This window comes from Patulibacter brassicae, assembly GCF_033949425.1.
Classification (GTDB): domain Bacteria; phylum Actinomycetota; class Thermoleophilia; order Solirubrobacterales; family Solirubrobacteraceae; genus Patulibacter; species Patulibacter brassicae.
Genome location: NZ_JAXAVX010000004.1, coordinates 152,953 through 173,326 on the forward strand (window position 1 = coordinate 152,953; position 20,374 = coordinate 173,326).

At 75.2% G+C, this 20,374-nt stretch carries 19 protein-coding genes; 12 read left to right on the plus strand and 7 right to left on the minus strand.

The window, feature by feature from the left end; all coding sequences use genetic code 11:
* Positions 1-189: 189 nt before the first annotated feature.
* A complete protein-coding gene (locus SK069_RS10215) occupies positions 190-528 on the minus strand; it encodes a hypothetical protein (protein WP_319954120.1) in 339 nt (112 codons plus the stop codon).
* Positions 525-1,184, minus strand: a complete 660-nt coding sequence (locus tag SK069_RS10220; RefSeq protein ID WP_319954121.1) for an NUDIX hydrolase — start codon at positions 1,182-1,184, stop codon at positions 525-527. Before SK069_RS10220 ends, SK069_RS10215 begins: the two co-directional genes overlap by 4 nt.
* 201 nt (positions 1,185-1,385) lie before the next feature.
* Between SK069_RS10220 and SK069_RS10225 the strand changes: the two genes are divergently transcribed.
* Positions 1,386-3,560: a CocE/NonD family hydrolase gene (locus SK069_RS10225; protein ID WP_319954122.1), complete on the plus strand. Its 2,175-nt coding sequence runs from the start codon at positions 1,386-1,388 to the stop codon at positions 3,558-3,560.
* A 101-nt stretch (positions 3,561-3,661) separates the two neighbouring features.
* Here the strand turns inward: SK069_RS10225 and SK069_RS10230 are convergent, their stop codons facing one another.
* The gene (locus SK069_RS10230; RefSeq protein ID WP_319954123.1) at positions 3,662-5,275 is read right to left on the minus strand and encodes a Ppx/GppA phosphatase family protein; all 1,614 of its coding nucleotides are present in this window, start codon (positions 5,273-5,275) and stop codon (positions 3,662-3,664) included.
* Positions 5,272-5,652 (minus strand): VOC family protein, encoded by a 381-nt coding sequence (locus SK069_RS10235; protein ID WP_319954124.1) that lies wholly within the window; start codon positions 5,650-5,652, stop codon positions 5,272-5,274. The genes SK069_RS10230 and SK069_RS10235 overlap by 4 nt, the downstream gene beginning before the upstream one ends.
* Positions 5,653-5,732: 80 nt before the next feature.
* On the opposite strand from SK069_RS10235, the gene SK069_RS10240 reads away from it, so the two are divergent.
* The 3 genes from SK069_RS10240 to SK069_RS10250 all read left to right on the plus strand — a co-directional run bounded on the left by SK069_RS10240 (position 5,733) and on the right by SK069_RS10250 (position 9,202).
* Positions 5,733-7,031, plus strand: coding sequence for a hypothetical protein (locus SK069_RS10240; RefSeq protein WP_319954125.1), 1,299 nt, complete (start codon positions 5,733-5,735; stop codon positions 7,029-7,031).
* Between the two features lie 49 nt (positions 7,032-7,080).
* Entirely contained in the window at positions 7,081-7,683 is a 603-nt protein-coding gene (locus SK069_RS10245; RefSeq protein ID WP_319954126.1) for an MBL fold metallo-hydrolase, read from the plus strand.
* A gap of 91 nt (positions 7,684-7,774) precedes the next feature.
* Positions 7,775-9,202 (plus strand): ABC1 kinase family protein, encoded by a 1,428-nt coding sequence (locus SK069_RS10250; protein WP_319954127.1) that lies wholly within the window; start codon positions 7,775-7,777, stop codon positions 9,200-9,202.
* 7 nt (positions 9,203-9,209) lie between these two features.
* Here the strand turns inward: SK069_RS10250 and SK069_RS10255 are convergent, their stop codons facing one another.
* Positions 9,210-9,986, minus strand: coding sequence for an MOSC domain-containing protein (locus SK069_RS10255; RefSeq protein ID WP_319954128.1), 777 nt, complete (start codon positions 9,984-9,986; stop codon positions 9,210-9,212).
* A 166-nt stretch (positions 9,987-10,152) separates the two neighbouring features.
* Here SK069_RS10255 and SK069_RS10260 point away from each other — a divergent pair, with 166 nt between their 5' ends.
* Genes SK069_RS10260 through SK069_RS10290 form a run of 7 tightly spaced genes read left to right on the plus strand, consistent with a single transcriptional unit; the run spans position 10,153 to position 17,477 of the window.
* Positions 10,153-13,131 carry a Na+/H+ antiporter subunit A gene (locus SK069_RS10260; protein ID WP_319954129.1) on the plus strand — a complete coding sequence of 993 codons (2,979 nt, stop codon included), beginning with the start codon at positions 10,153-10,155 and terminating at the stop codon, positions 13,129-13,131.
* Positions 13,128-13,628 (plus strand): Na(+)/H(+) antiporter subunit C, encoded by a 501-nt coding sequence (locus SK069_RS10265; protein WP_319954130.1) that lies wholly within the window; start codon positions 13,128-13,130, stop codon positions 13,626-13,628. Before SK069_RS10260 ends, SK069_RS10265 begins: the two co-directional genes overlap by 4 nt.
* Entirely contained in the window at positions 13,625-15,247 is a 1,623-nt protein-coding gene (locus tag SK069_RS10270; RefSeq protein WP_319954131.1) for a Na+/H+ antiporter subunit D, read from the plus strand. Before SK069_RS10265 ends, SK069_RS10270 begins: the two co-directional genes overlap by 4 nt.
* Positions 15,247-15,852: a Na+/H+ antiporter subunit E gene (locus SK069_RS10275; protein WP_319954132.1), complete on the plus strand. Its 606-nt coding sequence runs from the start codon at positions 15,247-15,249 to the stop codon at positions 15,850-15,852. Before SK069_RS10270 ends, SK069_RS10275 begins: the two co-directional genes overlap by 1 nt.
* On the plus strand, positions 15,849-16,139 hold the full coding sequence (locus SK069_RS10280) for a monovalent cation/H+ antiporter complex subunit F (RefSeq protein WP_319954133.1): 291 nt from the start codon (positions 15,849-15,851) through the stop codon (positions 16,137-16,139). The genes SK069_RS10275 and SK069_RS10280 overlap by 4 nt, the downstream gene beginning before the upstream one ends.
* Complete coding sequence (gene mnhG / locus SK069_RS10285; RefSeq protein ID WP_319954134.1) at positions 16,136-16,540, plus strand: monovalent cation/H(+) antiporter subunit G; 405 nt, start codon at positions 16,136-16,138, stop codon at positions 16,538-16,540. The genes SK069_RS10280 and mnhG overlap by 4 nt, the downstream gene beginning before the upstream one ends.
* A gap of 40 nt (positions 16,541-16,580) precedes the next feature.
* On the plus strand, positions 16,581-17,477 hold the full coding sequence (locus SK069_RS10290) for an alpha/beta fold hydrolase (RefSeq protein WP_319954135.1): 897 nt from the start codon (positions 16,581-16,583) through the stop codon (positions 17,475-17,477).
* A gap of 44 nt (positions 17,478-17,521) precedes the next feature.
* Here the strand turns inward: SK069_RS10290 and SK069_RS10295 are convergent, their stop codons facing one another.
* Positions 17,522-18,781 (minus strand): aminopeptidase, encoded by a 1,260-nt coding sequence (locus SK069_RS10295; RefSeq protein WP_319954136.1) that lies wholly within the window; start codon positions 18,779-18,781, stop codon positions 17,522-17,524.
* A 1-nt stretch (position 18,782) separates the two neighbouring features.
* Positions 18,783-19,145 carry a hypothetical protein gene (locus SK069_RS10300; RefSeq protein ID WP_319954137.1) on the minus strand — a complete coding sequence of 121 codons (363 nt, stop codon included), beginning with the start codon at positions 19,143-19,145 and terminating at the stop codon, positions 18,783-18,785.
* Between the two features lie 186 nt (positions 19,146-19,331).
* On the opposite strand from SK069_RS10300, the gene SK069_RS10305 reads away from it, so the two are divergent.
* On the plus strand, positions 19,332-20,333 hold the full coding sequence (locus SK069_RS10305) for an MBL fold metallo-hydrolase (RefSeq protein WP_319954138.1): 1,002 nt from the start codon (positions 19,332-19,334) through the stop codon (positions 20,331-20,333).
* The last annotated feature ends 41 nt before the right edge of the window (positions 20,334-20,374 follow it).

Here is a 20,374-nt window from a genome sequence, read left to right on the forward strand (position 1 = left end):
GCGGCGCTCGGAGCCGGTGACCGGTCCGGAGGCACCCACGAGCGGCGGAGAACGCCGCTCGGACGGGCGTTCCGGCCGGGATCCGACAGCGTGATCGGCGACACGCTGGGACGGCTCCTGCAGCGCGGTGTGCAGGGGCCGCCCGCGGGCGGCGCGCGCTCACCCGGGTGACCGGCGCGCGGCGGTCGCTCAGGACGTCGCGCGCTCGCGCCGGCGCTGCTCGACGACGAACCCCGCCGAGCCGACGAACGGCCCGACGGCGCCGACGACCGCGACGCAGACCGCGAGCCACAGCGGCAGCACCCGTCCCCGGAGCGCGAGGACGGTGAGCACGCACATGATGATCCAGCCCCAGCCGTGTCCCCAGCCCAGGGCGGTCTTCAGGCCGCCGTCGACCCCGCCGATCCAGCACGCGAGCAGCCCGAGGTAGACCGCGGAGTGCGCGAACGAGAGCCACTTCATGAGCCCGAACGGCGGCGCCCAGCGGGGAGCGGCGCGGCGCTCGGGGATCCGGCCGAGGGTGCTCACCGCGGGGTCGAGACCATCTCGGCCAGCGCGCGCAGCGCCGGGTCGGCGTCGGCCGGCCAGCGCTCGATGTCGGCGGGCCACCAGTCGTGCTCGTCGTGCTCGTGGTCGCGCACGACCTCGGCGCCCTCCGGCAGCCAGGCGGTGCCGACGAACATCACCACGTCGTTGGGCAGGAGCAGGAGCGCGTCGCCGCGCAGGCGCTCGGCGGTGACGCCCCACTCCTCCTGCAGCTCGCGCTCGAGCGTCGTCATCGGCGACTCGCCCGGATCGACGGCACCGCCGGCGCCGAGCGTCCAGCGGTTCGCCCACGTCGCGACCCATGCCGCGCGACGGCCGGCGAGCCACCGGCCGTCGGCGCTGCGCACGACGCACTGACCCGTCATCGACCGGGCGGCCCCGCCCGGCAGCAGGCGCAGCGCCCAGCGGATCGCCTGGAGCTCGAGGTGCAGCCGGCCGTCCGCGTCGACGCGGTGCTCGACGAGGCGCGTGGCGAGCCCGTCGTGGCTCGGGCTGGACCGCTCGCGCAGGGCGGTGATCGCGGCGTCGGCGGCCGCGGTCTGCTCGGCGCCGGGGGCGTAGGGCTCCGCGCGCCAGTCGAAGCTGACGTCCTCCGGGGCCCACGGCCCGCGCGCGAGGAAGGTCGGTGCCGGGCGCATCGTCGTTCCGAGTCTACGTCCCGTCCGCCGCACGGCGCGCTCGTGGCGGGCGACGGCGGCCGCGGCGAGCGCCGGCCGGTGCGGCACCGAAGCGCCGTCGGAGCGGGCGCCCCGCCACTCGCGACCCGTGGTAGGTTACGACCTTGTAACCGTGACGGGGGTCACGGTTCGGTACCGGGGAGCGGACCGGGGAGGAGATCGATGCAGGCACGTTCCGTCGTGCGCCGCACCGCGGCGCTCGTCACCATCGCCGTCGCCGGCTCGGCCGGCGCGAGCGCCGCCCGGGCTGCGGAGCCACCGGCGCCGCTGCGGGTCGTCGCCGGGAAGGCGAGCCCGGCGGGGCGCCACTCGGTGCAGCCACTGACGTTCACCGTCCGCGGCGGGCCCAACGGCCTGACCTGCCCGGTCGAGGCGGAGCTCTACCGCCCGGCCGGCGCGACCGCGGCCGCGCCCGTGCCCGCGATCATCACGACGAACGGCTTCGGCGGCAACGTCGCCGGGCAGCGGAAGTTCGCCCGCTCGTTCGCCGACCGCGGGTACGCGGTGCTGAACTACAGCGGCCTCGGCTGGGGCCGGTCGGGCTGCAAGATCGCCCTCGACGACCCGGACCGCGACGGCCTCGCCGCGCGGCAGCTCGTGAGCTACCTCGGCGGCGCGCGCACGCCCGGGCAGGCGACCCCGATCGACTGGGTCCGGCGCGACGCGAAGGGCCACGACGGCGTCGCGTACGCGCACGATCCGCGCGTCGGGACGTTCGGCGGCTCCTACGGCGGCGGCTTCCAGTTCGCGGCGGCGAAGGACGATCCGCGGATCGACACGCTCGTCCCGCTCATCACCTGGAACGACCTGCGCTACTCGCTCTCGCCGGACAACGGCGACCTCGGCGACGGCGTCACGCCGCGCAGCGCCGGCTCGCTCAAGACGCTCTGGTCGGTCGGGTTCTTCGCCCTCGGCCTCGTCAACGGCGCGCAGGGGATCCCCGTCGACCTGCTCGGCCGCACGCTCGTCTGCCCGGGCTTCGTCGAGGCGATCTGCGCCGGCGCCGTGCTGACCGTCGCCCAGGGCTCGGTGACGAGCGGCCTGGCCGAGACGCTCCAGCGCTCCTCCGTGTCGAGCTACATCGACCGGATCCGCGTTCCGGTGCTGCTCGGGCAGGGGCAGGCCGACAACCTCTTCAACCTCAACGAGTCGCTCGCGACGTACCGGGCGCTGCGCCGCCAGGGCACCCCGGTGAAGCTCATCTGGCACAGCTGGGGACACAACCACGGGCGCGCGCGTCCGGGCGAGTGGGACGAGGCGTACCGCAGCCCGACCTACGAGGGCACGGCGTTCCTCGAGTGGTTCGACCACTACCTCAAGGACGACCCCAAGGCGCCGTCGCTGGACTTCACGTACTTCCGCGACTGGGTCCCCTACGGCGGCGACGCGTCGCCGGCCTACGCCCGCTCGGAGGCCTACCCCGCGGCCCCCGCGACGGAGGACGTCCAGCTCTCCGGCGACGGCCGGCTGACCGCCGATCCGGCCCGCGTGACCGCCGGCGCCCCGACGCTCATGACGACGCTCCTGGGCCTGCCGACCGGCACGACGTCGGTCGACCTCGTCCAGGAGGAGAGCTCGAACTCGAACATCCCCGGGACCTTCGTGTCGTTCACCGGCGACCCGCTGCCGGCCGATCGCGACGTCGTCGGCGTCCCGACGGTCGACCTGCGGATCGACCCCGGGCTCGGCGCCCTGACCGGGCCGCTCGTCGGCGATCCCGGTCAGTCGACGGTCTACGTCCGACTCGACGACGTCGCGCCCGGCGGCGGATCGACGCTGCCCGGCAACCAGGTCTCGGCGGTGAAGGTCCCCGTCGACGGGCGCTCCGTGCGCGTGAGCCTGCCGGGCATCGTGCACCGCTTCCGCGCCGGGCACCGGCTGCGGCTCGTCGTCGCCGGCGGCGACGTGAACTACCGCGGCTCGGTCCTGCCGACCCCGCTGTCGATCCGGATCGACCCGCGGTCGCCCTCCACCCTGCGCCTGCCGGTCGTCCCGGCGGCCGCGCAGGGACCGATCGTCCGCGCCGCCGTGCCGGCCGGGGCGCCGGCTCCGGCCACGCGCCCGCGCGCCCCGCGCGCGACCGCGGTGCGCCTGACCCGCCGTCGCGTCAGCGCGCGCCTCGCGGGGGCCGCGCGCGTCCGCACGACCGTCGAGCGTCGCGTGGGGCGGCGCTGGAAGACCGTGCGCACCGCGACGGTGACGGTCCGCCGCGCCGGGCGGGCGACGGTGCGGCTGCGCCGCGCCCTGCCCGCGGGGCGCTACCGGGTGCGGCTGCGCGTGACCCGCAGCGGCACCCGGGCGCGGACCGTCACGACGAAGGCGCTCCGGCTGGGGTGAGGGGACCGGGTCCCGCCCTGCTTCTCGTCGCGGCCGGGGCGACGGCGTCCGGGCAGCCGCGGCGCAGGACACCCGGAGGGGATCCGGCCCGCGGCTTGCGCTCAGGCTGCGCCCTCGGTGACCTCGAGCTCCACGCCGAAGGCCCGCTTGACGAGCCCGGCCTGGCCCTCGGCGGCCCAGCGGGCGACGGGGGCGCCGCCCGCGCCGCAGCGCATGTGCAGGCGCAGGACCTCGCCGTCGCGGCGCAGCTCGACCCGGCGCACGGCCTGGTCGTGGCCGCGCTCCATGCCCTCGGCGAGCCGCAGGAGCGCCGCGATCCGGACGAGGCGCTGGTCGTCGTCCTCGCGGGCGAGTGCCCGGAACGGCTTCATCGTCGGGCCGCCCTTGCGGTGGTAGCGGATCGCCTGGCCGACGAGCGCGGTCTCGGCGGGCGAGAAGCCGGGCAGGCCGTTCGTCACGACGAGGTAGCGACCGTGTTTGTGGTGGTCGTCGTAGCCGACGGCCATCCCGATGTCGTGCAGCGCGGCGGAGGCCGAGACGAGCGACCGCTCCACCGGGTCGCCCTCGTGGATCCCGAGCGCGGTGAGCCCGTCGAAGAGCTCGAGCGCGAGCCGCTCGACGTGGGCGCTGTGGGCGCGATCGTCGTCGTAGCGGCCCGCGAGGTTGCGCACCGCCGCGTCGCGGACGTCGGGGTAGAGGGCGGTCGTGCCGAGCTCGAGCGGATCGTGACCGTCGCCGGGGGTCGTCGCGTCGGCGCCGGTCGCGGCCTCCGTGAGGTGGCGCGCAAGGAAGACGCCCTCGCGCAGGCCGAACTCCGTCGCCTCGACCGCGTCGACGCCGGTGACGCGCAGGACCGTCTCGATCGTGACGGCGGCCGCGAGGATGACGTCGGCGCGCGAGGGCTTGATGCCCCCGACCTGCCGGCGCTCGGCCGGGGGGAGCGCGGCGAGCTCCTCGACGAGCTCGCCGAGCGCCTCGCGCGTCACGCGCACCCCCTGGACGCCGAGGTCCGTCGTGCCGTCGCGGTGCTGGACGGCGGCCGCGAGGTTGCGCACCGCCCCGCCGACGCCGACGAGCCGATCGCCGAGGTCGGCGACCCAAGGCGCGTCGGCGAGCTCGGACTCGACGTGGCGACGCAGCGCGCGCAGCGCCCCGCGCGACGCGGGCCCGTCCTCGTCGAGGAACCGCTCCGTCGTGCGCACGGCGCCGAGCTTCCACGAGCGCGCGTCGCGCGGGAGGCGGTCGCGGGTGCGCACGAGCTGCAGCGAGCCGCCGCCGATATCGAGGACGCCGCCGTCGGCGAGGGTCGTCGAGTTCACCGCCGCGAGGTAGCCGTAGCCGGCCTCCTGCTCGCGGCTCAGGACCCGCGGGCGCAGGACGGTGCTCTCGCGGGTGCGGTCCAGCAGCGCGTCCTGGTTGGGCGCCTCGCGGATCGCGCTCGTGGCCACGGCGTCGATCCGCGCGGTCGGCAGGTCGTGCGAGCGGCAGAAGTGGTCGAAGAGCTGCAGCGCGATCAGCGCGCGCCGCAGTGCCCGTGGCTGCAGCTCGCCCTCCGGGCCGAGCTCGGCGCCGATCCGGACCGGCTCGTAGAGCTCGGCCGTCTGCCGCCAGGTGCCGCCGGGCAGCCGCGCCGTCGCCACCGTCTCGTCGACGGCGAAGACGACCATGCGGAAGGTGTTCGAGCCGAGGTCGACGACGGCCCGGCGGGGCCTCACCGCCCCGCCTTCTCGATCAGCTCGATCCGGTAGCCGTCGGGGTCGCGCACGAAGCACAGCAGCGACCCGCCCTCGCGCACGCGGTAGGGCGGCTTCTCGGGCTCGATGCCCTGCGTGGCGAGCTCGCGCAGCGCGGCCTCCATGTCGGGGACGGACACGGCGATGTGCCCGTAGCCGGTGCCGAGCTCGTACTCCGTGACGCCGTGGTTGTACGTGAGCTCCAGGCGCGGCCCGTCGCCGGGCAGGCCCATGAAGACGTTGATCGCCTCGTCGCGGATCGGCATCCGCCGGAGCTCCTCGAAGCCGAGCGCCTCGTAGAAGGCGACGGAGCGATCGATGTCCCCGATCCGGTAGCAGGTGTGCAGCAGGCTGGCCATCGTCGACCACGCTAGTCCACGCCGCGGCTGGGACCGGCTCCCGGGTGGAATCGGGTGCCGCCCTTTGGGAGGCTCTGCGCGTGCTGCTCCTTGAGGTCTTCCGGCGATCGTCGGACGCCGACCGCCGCATCGGGCTCGGCGCCCTCGGCGTCCTGTCCCTCGGCGTCGTGGCGATCGTCGTGGCCGCCGGTCCGGCACCGGCGGGCGCCGAGAGCTCGACGTGGCGGGTGGCGTACGGGTCCGATCCCTCTGCGGGGCAGCCGGTGCTCGCCGAAGGACGCGTGTGGTGGGTGAGCGCCGAAGCGGGTTCGCTCCAGTTGCGCTCCCGTGGCTCCGACGGTGGCGGTCTCCGCGCCGTGGCACTCGACGTCCCGACGCCGTTGGCCGGCGCGCCGGAGGCGTGGACGACGTTCGGCGCGGAGCCCTTGGGGTACGGCCTCAGTGTCGTGCGTGGCGTGGCGCTCGTGCAGGCGCGATTCGTCGGCGTGCAAGATCCCGGGTTCGGCGACCGACTGGTCGAGCCGTCGTTCGTCGCGGCCTTCGACACCCGTACCGGGACGCGCTTGGACGTCGCTCAGGAGACCGACCGAGCGGCCCGGCTCGTGCCGGGCTCCACGATGGTCGCCCTGACGCCGGCGACCGGGGCGTGGCGGCCACGGGAGTTTCGGGCGTTGGCCGGCTCTCGGCTCCCCGGAGGGCTCGTCCGGCCTGACCAGGTCGCGGGCCGATTCCTGCTGCAGCTCGGGGGTCGCTCGGAGCGTTCTGCCACCGCCGAACGGCTGTGGAACGAGGACGGCCTCCACGCCGATGCCTCCTCGTGGCGGGTCGCGAAGGTCCTCGACCTCGCCACGGGACGCTTCCGGTACGCCGTGACGGCTCGTCGGCTGGTCAGCGTCGCTGCCCCGGGACTGCGGGACGCTCAGGTGGCCCTCCCCCGGTTGTTCGACGACGGGTCGCTCGCCGTCGTTGCCGCACGGAGGCCGAACCGGCGCGGGGCGGCCCCGGGCGGCGGCGTCCGGCCGATCGCCGTCGACCCTCGCGGACGCATCCTCCGCCTGGGGGTGCCGACCCGCCACGCGTACGCGGCCGGCGGCGCGTCTCGACGGGGTCGCGGGCTCGTCGCGCTCACCGATCTGCGCGAACGGGGCTGCAGCGGCCTCTGGCTCATGGATCGCAGGAGCGGCCGCGGACGCCGCCTCTCCCGGGCCGGCCGGGCGTTCCCGCCGATCGGCTGGACCGGTGACGTTGCGGTCTGGCCCCGACGAGCGCCGGACAGCTTCTCCGTCAAGGCGGGGGACTTCGCAGGTGAGCCGTACCTGACGGTCGACGTCGGCGTGCGGAGCGTCGACCTGCGTCGCGGCGCGACTCCGCGCTGCTGAACGGCGTCGTGCGCCGTTGCGTCCGTGCCCGGAATGCGACGATCCGGCCATGGACGTCGTCGTCGAGCGGATCGTCGGGCGCTGGGAGCAGAGCAACGCGTACCTCCTCGGGGAGCCGGGCGGGCCGTGCGTCGTGATCGACCCGGGCGCGGACGCGCGCGAGACGACGGCCGCCGCCGCCCGCCACGGGATGGAGCCCGCGGCGGTCCTCATCACGCACCACCACTGGGACCACGTCGCTGGCCTGGAGGACCTGCTGGACCGCGTCGGGCGGATCGACGTGCTGCTGCACCCGGCCGAGCGCGAGCCGGCCGCGGCGCTCGTGGCGGGGATCACGGACGTCGTCGACCCCGGCGACCTCGTGCGGGTCGGCGACCTGGAGCTGCGCGCGCTCGGCACGCCCGGGCACACCGCCGGCTCGCTGAGCTTCCACGGCCACGGCCAGGTGTTCAGCGGGGACACGCTCTACCGCGACGCCGTGGGCGGGCTCGAGGGGCCGGGCGCGACGGACGAGGACGACCTGCGCGTGTCGGTCCTCGACGTCCTGCTCGAGCTGCCCGACGAGACGCAGCTGCGGCCGGGGCACGGAGAGCCCTCGACGATCGGCCGCGAGCGCCGCCGCAACCCGGCGATCCTCGCCTGGGGGGCCTGAGCCGCCGCGGTCGCCGGCCGCGTGGGACGCCGAAGCGCCAGGTGTCCCGCGGCGCAGGGGACCGCGACGCGCGCGAAGTAGGATCCGTCGTATGCCGACGCCCCGCCGGAAGAAGCGCGACGACGAGGCGATCCCCACGTCGCGCGTGCGGCGCGCGGCCTCGATCGGCAAGCTCGCCGCGAGCGCCGCCGCCCGCGAGGGGCGCGCCCGCGTGGCGACCGTCGGGCGCAGCGACGAGGAGCGCAACGCGTACCTCTCCAAGCAGCAGCTCAAGACGGCCGAGCAGATGGTCGACGTGCTCGGGACGATGAAGGGCGCGGCGATGAAGGTCGGCCAGGTCCTGAGCTTCATGGACGTCGGCCTCGTCCCGCCGGAGCACCGCGAGGAGTTCCAGTCCAAGCTCGCGAAGCTCCGCGACATGGCGCCGAACGTCGCGTTCAAGGACATGCGCAGGGTCATCGAGCGCGACACGGGGGCGAAGCTCTCCGAGACGTTCGCCGACTTCGACGAGACGCCGATCGGGGCCGCCTCGATCGGGCAGGTCTACCGCGCCCGCCTGCACGAGAAGCCGGCGGGCTGGGAGACGGACGAGTGCGCCGTGAAGGTCCAGTACCCGGGCATCGACGCCGCCGTCCGGGCCGACCTGCAGAACCTCGGGATCATCCTGCGCCTCGCCAAGACGCTCGCCCCGGGCCTCGACGTCCAGGCCGTCGGCGACGAGATCCGGGAGCGGACCGAGGAGGAGCTCGACTACGAGCTCGAGGCGGCGAACCACCGCCGGATGGCGCGCCTGCACCGCGGGCACCCGTTCGTCGTCGTCCCGGGCGTGGCGACCGAGCTCTGCGGCAAGCACGTGATCGTCACGGAGTTCGTCTCCGGCGAGGGCTTCGAGGACTGGAAGACGAAGGGCCAGGCGACGCGCGACCGCCTCGCCGAGATCGTCTTCCGCTTCTACTACGGCGGCGTCTGGCGCGACGGGCAGTTCTCCGCCGACCCCCACCCCGGCAACTCGATCCTCCTGGCCGACGGCCGCGTCGCGTTCTTCGACTTCGGCCTCTTCCACCAGATCAGCCGCGAGCTCGTCGACAACCAGGCGCAGTCGGTCCGCTTGGCGCTGCAGCGCGACGGTGAGGGCCTGCTCGAGCACCTCAAGGCGATCCGCTGGGTCCCGGAGTCCGCCGGCTTCACGCCGGAGGACGCTCAGGGCCTCGCCGAGCAGCTGGTGTGGTTCGCGATCGAGGATCGCGAGGAGCAGCTGAGCCAGGATCACGTCGCGCGGATGGTCTTCGAGGCGACCGATCCGCGCTCGGAGTACTGGAGCAAGACCCGGCGGGCGACGATCCCGCCGGAGTACCTCATGAGCATCCGCCTGGCGGGGATGGCGATCGCGGTCTGCAGCCAGCTCGACGCCTCGCTGAACTACCACCGGATCGTGCGGGAGTGGCTCTTCGGCGACGAGCCGCAGGGCGAGCTCGGGCGGCAGGAATCCGCGTGGCTCGCCGCCCGCGGACGGGCCTGAGCCCGGCTCAGTCGACCAGCTCGGCGGCGTCGCCCAGGGCGATCGCGCCCGGCTCCAGCACCCGGAGGCCGACCCCGGCGGACGCGTGGTTGCGGCGCCCGATCCGCGGCAGGACGTCGGTCTCGCGCGGCAGCTCCGCCTGCTCGCGGGTCGTCATGACGCAGCGGACCGTGCGCTCCTGGACCTCCAGCAGCGCGTCGCCGACCCGCAGTCGGCGGCCCGGCCAGTCGTTCTCGGGGAAGCCGTCGCCGTCGAGCGCCAGGACGACGTTCGGCCGCAGGCGACGGGCGTCCAGCGGCGCGCCGTCGGCCCCGGCCAGCGCCGCGAGCGTCGCGCTCGTGACGACGTGCAGCTGGACGGAGTCGTGGTGGCGGCCCCACCGCCGTCCCCCGTCGCCGTGGTCGAGCCGCAGCGCCTCGCCGAGCAGCGCCGAGAGCCGCTCGTCGGCCTCCGGGGTCCCCGCGGTCACCTCGTCGCCCTCGGGTAGGGCGATGGCGACGACCTCGCGCGCACCCGGCTCCAGCGGGACGGAGGCCCCGCGCACGGGGATGCTCTCGCCGGGCTCCGCGACCGTGCGGACCGGCAGGTCGAGCAGGCCGTCGAAGAGCCGCCACCGTCCGCGGTTCGTCTTCGCCGACGCCCAGCGGTCCTCGCCGTCCAGCAGGGCCCAGGCTCGGTCGCCGGCCACGCCCGCGGGCCCCACCCAGGCGCGGCGCAGCGGCTCGCCGCCCATCGACTTCACCGGATAGCGCCAGAGCTCCGCGACCGTGCCGACCGCCCTCATGCCACCAGCGTACGGGTCGCGGGACGCGGGATACCGGGTCTCGGGCCCGGACGGCGCGCCGTCCGGGGTGACACGTCCCGACCAGGTGGTCCGCCGACGTATTCTGGCGGACTCGCGCGCCCTTCGCGGGCCGGCGACCGGGACCGTACGATGGTCCGCCCCGGTGATGCTCCTGCTCATCGTGCTCGGCGCTGCGGCGCTCGCGGCGCCACCGCTCGTCTCCCGGCTCGGGCCGCGGGCGTTCTGGGTGCTCGCGCTCGCGCCCGCCGCGGCCGCCGTCTGGCTCGCGGCCCGCGCCTCGGGCGTCGCCGGCGGGACGGTCCACGAGGAGGTCCATCCGTGGGTCTCGACGCTCCACCTCGAGCTCGCGTTCCGGCTCGACCCGCTCTCGCTCGTGCTCGCCCTCGTGGCCACGGCGATCGGCGCGCTCGTCCTGGTCTACTGCCGCAGCTACTTCGACGCCGGCGAGCAGGGCCTCGGGCGCTTCGCGGCCGTCCTCACGGGGTTCGCCGGCGCGATGCTCGGCCTCGTCCTCGCCGACGACCTGCTGCTGCTCTACGTCTTCTGGGAGCTCACGACCGTCCTGTCGTTCCTGCTCATCGGGCACGCGAGCGACAAGGACGGCGCCCGCCGCGCCGCGCTCGACGCGCTGATCGTCACGACGGTCGGCGGCCTCGCGATGCTCGTCGGCGCGGTGATGGTCGGCGAGGCGGCCGGGACGTACCGGATCTCCGAGATCGTCGCCAGCCCGCCGGGTGGCGTCGAGGTCGAGATCGGCGTCGCGCTGCTGCTCGTCGGCGCGGTCTCGAAGTCCGCCCTCGTGCCGTTCCACTTCTGGTTGCCCGCGGCGATGGCCGCCCCGACGCCGGTCAGCGCGTACCTCCACGCCGCGGCGATGGTGAAGGCGGGCGTCTACCTCGTCGCCCGCCTCGCGCCGGCGTTCCACCACCTGCTCAGCTGGCAGATCCTCGTCCTCGGGCTCGGCCTGACCACGATGATCGTCGGCGGCGTCCGCGCCCTGCGTCAGCACGACCTGAAGCTCCTCCTCGCCTTCGGCACGGTGAGCCAGCTCGGGCTGCTCATCGCGGTGCTCGGCACCGGCACCCAGGCCGCGGCGATCGCCGGCATGGCGATGCTCGTGGCCCACGCGCTCTACAAGGCGTCGCTCTTCCTCGTCGTCGGGATCGTCGACAAGCTCACCGGCACGCGCGACGTGCGCGTGCTGTCGGGCCTCGGCTGGCGCCACCCCTGGCTCGCCGCCACCGGGGTGCTGGCCGCCGCCTCGATGGCCGGCGTCCCGCTGCTCGCCGGGTTCGCGGCGAAGGAGTCGATCTTCTACGCGTACGTGGAGGGCGACGTCTGGGACTCGCTGATCCTCGCCGTGCTCGTCGCGGGCGCGATCCTCACCGCCGGCTACGCCGCGCGCTTCGCGTGGGGCGCCTTCGCCACCAAGCCGGGAGTCCCGGATCGCCGCTGCGCCGCGCTCGGGCGGCCGTTCGCCGCGGCGCCCGCGGTGCTCGCCGCGGCGGGCCTCGTCCTCGGGCTCGGCATCTCCCGGCTCGACGAGCTGCTCGGGCGCTACGCCCACGACTTCCCGGAGGCCGCCTCGGGCGCCCAGCACCTCGCCGCCTGGCACGGCGTCGGGCTCCCGCTCGTGCTCACCGCGATCGCGCTCGTCGCCGGCGGCCTGCTCCCGGCGGTGTCGGCCCGCGCGCCGATCTGGACGGCCGGTCGGGCGCGCGCGCAGCGGCTGCGCGAGCTGCTGCACGGCCATCCCCGCGACGCGCGCGCCTGCTACCAGGGCCTCGTCCGGGCGACGGAGACCGCGGCGATCGCCGCGGCGCGCGGGACGCAGTCCGGCTCGCTGCCCGTGTACCTCATGACGATCCTCGTCGTCGTGATCGCCGCCCAGGTCGCCGTGCTCGCGACCGGCGCGCCGTGGACGATCGACGCCCGGGCCTGGGACTCGCCGGCGCAGCTCGTCGTCGGGGTCCTCATCGTCGCCGGCGCGATCCTCACGCTGCGGGCCCGCCGGCGGATGAAGGCGGTGATGCTCTCGGGCGTCGTCGGCTACGGCGTCGCCACGCTCTTCGCGCTGCAGGGCGCGCCGGACCTCGCGCTGACGCAGTTCCTCGTCGAGACGGTGACGCTCGTGGTCATCGTGCTCGTGCTGCGCCGCCTGCCGACGCACTTCACGGGCACGGTCACGCGGCGCGGGCGCCGCAGCGCGCACCTGCTCATCGGGATCGCGTTCGGCGTCCTCATGGCGCTCCTCACGCTCCTGGCGCTCGGCGCGCGCGTCGACGCCCCGGCGTCCGAGCTCATGGCCGCGGCCAGCGAGCTCGCGGGCGGCAAGAACATCGTGAACGTCACGCTGGTGGACCTCCGCGCCTGGGACACGATGGGCGAGCTCGCCGTCGTCGTCGTCGCGGCGACCGGCGTCACGAGCCTCACCTTCCTGCGCCGCCGCTCGCGCGCGCTCCCGCGGCTGGACGACGCCGACGACGACGTCGCCGTCTGGAGCGTCCCCGGCGCCGGACCGGCGCCGGCGAGCCCGCTGCGCGTCAGCGTCCACCAGGCCGGCGGCGAGGGCACCGCCCGGCGCGCCCGCGCGTGGCTCCTGGCCGAGGGCACGCTCGCCCCCGAGCGCCGCTCCGTGGTGCTCGAGGTCATCGTCCGGCTCATCTTCCACACGGTGATGGTCCTGAGCATCTACCTGCTCTGGGCGGGCCACGACTACCCGGGCGGGGGCTTCGCGGCCGGCATCGTCGCGGGCCTCGCGCTCACCGTCCGCTACCTCGCCGGCGGGCGCTACGAGCTGGGCGAGACCGCCCCGGTCTCGGCCGGCGTGCTGATCGGCGCGGGCCTCGTCATCGCGACCGGGACCGCGATCGGCGGCGGCGTCCTCGGCGACGCCGTGCTGCAGAGCGGGAAGGTCACCCTCGACCTGCCGGGCGTCGCGCCGCTGAAGCTCTACTCCTCGACGCTCTTCGACGTCGGCGTGTGGCTCGTGGTCGTCGGCGTCGTGCTCGACGTCCTGCGGAGCTTCGGCTCGGAGATCGACCGCCAGATCGACGAGGAGCAGCACCGCCCCGTCCCGACCGTCGCGCCGCGCCCGGTCGAGGGGGAGGAGGAGGCCACGTGAGCTCGAGCGCGTCCGTCGTCCTCGCGGTCGTCGTCGGCGTCCTCTGCGCCAGCGGGGTGGTCCTGCTGCTCGAGCGGAGCCTCACGCGGGTGATGATCGGCGCGGCGCTGCTCGGCAACGGCCTGAACGTCCTGATCATCGCGATGGCGGGCAAGAGCGGCCGGGCGCCGCTGCTCGGCGGCGACGGACGCGACGAGCGCGCGATGAGCGACCCGCTGCCCCAGGTGATGATCCTCACGGCGATCGTCATCACCTTCGCCCTCACGGCCTTCCTGCTCGCGATGGCCTACCGCAGCTGGCAGCTGCACGGCCACGACGAGGTGCAGGACGACGTCGACGATCGCCTCGTCGCCGCCCGTCGCGCGTCGGCCGAGCCGCAGGACACCGGCGCGGACGCCGAGGCGGAGGCCGAGGCCGAGGCCGCCGCGGCGGCCGGCGAGAGCGGCGAGCTGCGGCTCGTCGACGGCGAGCCCGGCCCGGAGCGAGGTCGCTCGTGAGCTGGTCCACGAGCCTCCTCGTCCCGCTGCCGGTCGTCCTGCCGCTGCTCGCGGCCGGCATCAAGCTCACGATCGGCCCGCGGCTGCCCTACGTGCACCGCGTGATCTCCGTCGGGACGCTCGCGCTCGTGCTCGGCGTCGGCATCGCGCTGCTCGTGCTCGCCGACCAGGACGGCCCGCAGGTGGCGGCGATCGGGGGCTGGCAGCCGCCGCTCGGGATCGCGCTCGTCGCCGACCGCCTGTCGGCGCTCATGATCGTCGTCTCCTCGGCGGTGACGCTCTGCGTCCTCGTCTACTCCTACGGCCAGGGCGCCGCCGACGGGGAGGAGTCGCTGCCGCTCGCGGTCTTCCACCCGACCTTCCTCGTGCTCTGCGCCGGGGTGTCGAACGCCTTCCTCGCGGGCGACCTGTTCAACCTCTACGTCGGCTTCGAGATCCTCCTCGTCTCGAGCTACGTGCTGCTGACGCTCGGGGGCACGTCGTCGCGGATCCGCTCGGGGACGACGTACGTCGTCGTGTCGATCCTCTCCTCGCTGCTCTTCCTCGGCGCGATCGGGCTCGTCTACGGCGCCGCCGGATCGCTGAACCTCGCCGACCTCGCGGGACGGATCGACCGCCTCGACGGCGGCATCGCGCTGGTCCTCGAGGTCGCGCTGCTCAGCGCGTTCGCGATCAAGGCGGCGGTCTTCCCGCTCTCGGCGTGGCTCCCCGACAGCTACCCGACCGCGCCGGCGCCGGTGACGGCCGTCTTCGCCGGCCTGCTGACGAAGGTCGGCGTCTACGCGATGATCCGCACCGAGACGCTGCTCTTCCCGGACACGAGCGTCGAGGACGTCCTGCTCGTCCTCTCGCTGCTGACGATGGTCGTCGGCATCCTCGGCGCGGTCGCCCAGACCGACGTCAAGCGGATGCTGTCGTTCACGCTCGTGAGCCACATCGGCTACATGGTCTTCGGGGTCGCGCTCGGCAACCGCCTCGGCCTCGCCGGCGCCGTCTTCTACGTCGTGCACCACATCACGGTCCAGACGACGCTCTTCCTCACCGCGGGGATGATCGAGCGACGCGCGGGCAGCACCTCGAGCGAGCGGGTCGGCGGCCTGGCCCGCACGGCGCCCCTCGTGGCGGTGCTGTTCTTCCTGCCCGCGATGAACCTCGCCGGGATCCCGCCGTTCTCGGGCTTCCTCGGCAAGGTCGCGCTGATCCAGGCCGGCGTCGTCGACGGGACGGCGCTCGCCTGGGTGCTCGTCGCGGGCAGCGTGGTGACGAGCCTCCTGACGCTCTACGCGGTCGGCAAGGTCTGGAGCCGGGTGTTCTGGCGCGCGCCGCGCGTCGCGCTGCCGACCGCCGACGGCCCGCGCGGGCGCGAGGGGCAGGACGAGGTCGTGGGCGCGACGATCGGCGGCCGGACGATCACGACCTCGACGGCGATGCCCGTGACGATGACGGGCGCCACGGTGGCGATGGTCGTCCTCGGGCTGGCCTACACGGCGGCCGCCGGACCGCTCATGCGCTACTCCGACCGCGCGGCGGGGGAGCTCCGCGATCGCCAGGCCTACGTCCAGGCGGTCGATCCGGAGATGGTCCGTCCCGTCGAGCGCGCGGGGGCAGGGAACCCCTGATGCCCACGCCGATCCGCCGCCTCCGCCGCCGGGTCGCCGGCGCCTGGCTCCTGCAGCCCGTCACCGCCGTCTGGCTCGTGGTCCTCTGGCTGCTCCTCTGGGGGCGGTTCTCGACGGGGCTGGCGCTCTCGGGCATCGTCGTGGCGCTCGTGGTCGTCCGGCTGTTCCCGCTGCAGCCGATCCCCGTGGAGGGCCGGATCCGGCCGCTGGCCGCGTTGCGCCTCTGGGCCCGCTTCGCCTGGGACGTCGTGGTCGCGAGCGTCCAGGTGGCGTGGCTGGCCGTGCGGGCCGCCGGGGGCGGCGATCCGCCGGGGATGGCGGTGATCGCGGTGCCGCTGCGGACGCGCTCGGAGCTGCTGCTGACGGCCGTGGCCGAGATCCTCGGGCTCGTCCCGGGGAGCATCGTGGTGGAGATCGACCGGACGTCGGGGATCCTCTACGTCCACCTGATCGGCGTCGATGACCACGCCGCGGTCGAGCGGGAGCGCGAGCGGGCGCGCGCGCTCGAGGCCCGCGTCATCCGCGCGTTCGGCTCCGACGAGGACCGCGCGGCGCTCGCCGCCGAGGATCCGACCCACGTCGCCGTCCGGGAGGGCCGCGCATGACCGTCGTCGTCTGGGTCGTCGCGGCGATGCTCGCGGTGGCCGCCGCTCTGGCGCTGGTGCGGATCGTGCGCGGACCGGGGCCGCTGGACCGGATGGTCGGGCTCGACGTCCTGCTCTCGTGCCTCATCGGCGGCCTCGGCCTGGAGGCGGCCGCCAACGAGCACGGCTCGACGCTGCCCGTCCTCGCGGTGCTCGCGCTGCTGGGCTTCGTCGGGAGCGTCGCGGTGGCCCGGTTCGCCGCCGGCGAGCACGACAGCGACGGCGGCGTGGACGGGAGGCCGCGGTGAGCTGGGGCGAGATCGCGGACGTCCTCTCGGCCGTCTGCCTCCTCTCGGGGGCCGCGCTGTCGCTCGCGGCGGGCATCGGCGTGCTGGGCTTCCCCGACGTCCTCAGCCGGATGCACGCGGCGTCGAAGCCGCAGGTGCTCGGGCTGCTGCTCATCCTCGTCGGCGTCGGGCTGCGGCTGCGGACCGGGATCGACGTCACGACGCTCGTGCTCGTGGCGATCTTCCAGCTCATCACCGCACCGACCGCCGCCCACATGGTCGGGCGCGCCGCCTACCGGACGAACCGCGTGCGCGGGGACCTCCTGCTCGTCGACGAGCTCTCCGACCGGCTCGAGGAGGCCGGACGCGAGTCCGAGGGCCGGACCGGCGACGTCGATCCCCGCCGCGACCTCGGCCACTGACCGGTCCGGGGCATCGCGGCGACCTGCGAGGCTGCCGCTCATGCCGACCGCGCTGACCCCGGAGGCGGCCGCCTGGCGCGGCGCGGGACGGGTCGTCGCCGTCGGGGGCCGCCGCCTCTTCGTCGTGCGGCGCCCGGCGGACGGCTCGCGGCCCGGCGCCCCGCCGCTGCTGCTCCTGCACGGCTTCCCGACGTCGTCCTACGACTGGCGCGCGACGATCGAGCAGCTCCCGGGACGCGACGTCCTGGCCCTCGACCTCCTCGGCTTCGGGCTCTCGGAGAAGCCGCGCGGCGAGGACAACGACCTCTTCCGCCAGGCCGATCTCGTCGAGGCGGTCGTCGCCGCCGAGGGCCTCGAGGCGCCGATCGTCGTCGCCCACGACATGGGCACGACCGTCGCCAACGAGCTGCTGGCGCGCGATCTGGAGGGGCGGCTGTCCTTCCCGCTCGCCGGGGTCGTGCTGAGCAACGGCTCGATGGTCGTCGAGCGCGCGAGCCTGCGACCGATCCAGCAGCTCCTCCGCTCGCCGCTCGGGCCGCTCGTCGCGCGGCTCTCGAACCGGCGGACGTTCCGGCGGCAGCTGGGGGCGCTGTTCGCGTCGGGGCATCCGCTGCGGCGCGAGGAGGCCGACGCGATGTGGTCGCTCGTCGCCCACGACGCGGGGCAGCGCACGATGCACCGGCTCGCGAGCTACAACGAGCAGCGGGTCGCGCACGCCGCCCGCTGGCACGGCGCGCTGAAGGCGTGGCCCGGACGGCTCGCGCTCGTCTGGGGCCTCCGCGACCCGGTCGCCACGACGGCGGTGCTCGACGCGCTGCGGGAGCTGCGGCCCGGCGCCGAGGTCACGACGCTCGAGGACCTCGGGCACTACCCGCAGGTCGAGGATCCCGCGCGGTTCGCCGCCGCGATCGCGGCCTTCGCCGACGCGGGGCGCTGACGGCCGCCCGCCGCCGGGCCCGCGCCGCCCGCCGGGGGCCGGGCTCAGAAGCCGACGAAGCGGCCGCTCTCCTGCAGCAGCTCGCCGTCGGCCCAGAGCCGGCCGCCCTGCCGCAGGTCGCAGATGAGGTCCCAGTGCAGCGCCGAGACGTTGACGCCGCCGGTCTCGGGGTAGGAGCGCCCGAGTGCCGTGTGGACCGTGCCGCCGATCTTCTCGTCGAAGAGGATCACGCCGATCGCGCGGTCGATGCCGAAGTTCGTGCCGATGCCGACCTCGCCGAGCCGGCGCGCGCCCTCGTCGGTGCGCAGCGCGCGGCCGAGGTAGTCCTCGCCGACGGCGGCGCGGAAGTCGACGACCTCGCCGTCCTGGAAGGTCAGGCGCACGTCGCGGACCTCGACGCCGGCGGGCGAGGAGGGCACGGAGTAGCGGATCGTGCCGCTGGCGCTCGACTCGAGCGGTCCCGTGAAGACCTCGCCCGAGGGCATGTTGCGCCGGCCGTCGCTGTTGGCCCAGGTGCGACCGGCGACCTCGAGCGTCAGGTCGGTGTCCGGCGCCTCGATCCGCAGCTCGCGGACGCCCTCGAGCCGCTCGATCAGCCGCTGCTGGAAGTCGCGCAGCGCCGTCCACGCGCGGACCGGGTCGCGCTGGTCCAGGAACGTCGCGCGGCGCACGAACGCCGCGAGGTCGCGCAGCGACATCCCCGCCTGGTCGGCGAGCGCCTGGGTCGGCCAGAGGGTCGTCGACCAGCGGCGCTGGAGCGTCAGCTCGCGCGCGTCGTGGCGGCCGCGGGCCGCGCGGGCCAGGCGCTCCGGGTCGATCGCCGTCAGCGCCCGGGTGTCGTCGGGCGCCTGGATCGAGAGGCTCGCGTCGGCCTGGCGGGCCTCCTCGAGCTGCAGCGGGGAGACGCCGTCGAGGTGGCGGTCCCGGGCGTGGCGGTAGAAGCCCTCGCTCTGGCCGGGCAGCTCGACGCGCAGCAGCGGCCAGGCGTTGGCCTCCAGCAGCGCGCGCTGCAGCTCGAGCAGCAGCGGCGCGGCGAGGCCCGTCGAGCGGACGAGCACCTGGTCGCCCGGGTCGCTCTCCAGGCAGTAGCCGACGATGAGGTCGGCGAACCGCGCCGGGTCGAGCTCGGCGACGACGAGCTCCTCGTCGGTCAGCTCGTCGTCCGGGACGTCCTCGGTGGCGGCGGCCTCCTCGGCGGCGGCCGCCGCGAGCGGCTGCTCGGCGTCGGCGGGGAGGTCGGCGTCCGCGGAGGGCACGGGATCGGCGTCGGTCATCGGGTCCTCGGGCGGTTCGGGGGACGCCATCTCACGGGGCCTGCATCTCGGGGAACCACTCCGCCAGGTGCTCGCGCAGCGCGGTCCGGATCCAGGCGCGCTCGTCGGCCGACGCCATCCGGAACCGCAGCAGCAGCTGCTTCTGACCGGTGGTGGGGACGTCGTCGATCGTCCAGCCGACGACGAGCCGCTCGAAGAGGAACTCGACGGCGCGCTGCCAGGTGTCCTCGCGGGTGCGCGCGGCCTGGCTCAGCTCGCCCTTGAACGTCTGGGCGTAGACCGTGCGCGTCTTGGCGGTCATCGCGCAGCGCAGCTCGAGCGCGAACCGGCCGTCGTCGCTCGTGCGCGTGACGGTCGGGAGCTTCGGCGGCTGGTCCTTGCGGTTGCGGGGCATCGTCGCGGCGCGGGACGGCGCGCGGACCAGTCTACGGCGCGGGCGGTCGACGCCCGTCCGCTCGCCCGGCGCGAGGAGCGGCGGTCCCCCCGGGCACGGGGCCCGGGTGCCGCAGCGCACGGACGCGCCGCGCGCGTCGAATACGGTTCGGGGCATGGACCGTCGCCCGACCCCGCCGGAGGCCCGGTGACCAGCGGTCGCGCCGCGCGCGAGCTCGGTCGCGGAGAGCGCGTCGTGCCCGGGGTCTGGCGGCTGCGCCTGCCCCTGCCGTGGCCGGGCGTGCCGCACTGCAACGCCTGGGCGATCGCCGCCGGCGACGGGATCGTCCTCGTCGACACCGGGATGCACCAGCCGGGCTCGATGGCCCACCTCGAGCGCGCGATGGGGATGGTCCACCTGCGCCCCGAGCTCGTGCGCCACGTCGTGCTGACCCACGCGCACGTCGATCACTGCGGCCAGGCGGCGCCGATCGTCTCGCGCTCGGGCGCCGAGGTCTGGATGCACCCCGACCACCGCCACCTCACGGCGTTCCTCGAGGACGCCGAGGCGATGTGGAACCGGCGCCTCGAGGTCGCGCTGCAGTCCGGCGTGCCGGAGGAGGCCGCGCTCGAGGCCTCCGCGCGGCGCCGGAAGGCCGACACGGGCATCGCGGGGGCGATCCACGTCGACCGCGAGCTCACGGAGGGCGTGACGGTGCCGACCGACCTCGGCGACTTCACCGTCATCGAGACCCCGGGGCACGCCCCCTCGCACGTCTGCCTCTACAACGCCGAGCACCGGATGCTCGTCTCCGGCGACCACCTGCTCGGCCGCGTCTCCCCGTACTTCGAGGTCGGCTTCAGCCCCGACCCCGTCGGCGAGTTCCTCGCGTCCCTGGATCGCGTGGAGGCGCTCGACGCGCGCCTCGTGCTCGCCGGCCACGGCCGGACGTTCACCGACGTCGAGGGCCACGTGCGCGCGACCCGTCAGGAGATCCGGCGGCGCCTGGACCGGCTCGAGCAGGCGCTCGAGGGCACGACGGAGCCGCGCACCGCCTTCGAGCTCGCCCCCGACGTGTTCGAGACGCCGCTGACCCAGCAGAACGGCAGCTGGCTGCTCAGCGAGACGCTCGCGCTGCTGATCCACGCCCGCCGCGTCGGGCGGATCGAGAAGGTCGACCGCGAGCCCGACCGCTTCCGGCTCGCCTGAGCCGCGGGCCCGTCGCGCCCCAGTCAGGGCCCCGTCGGCGC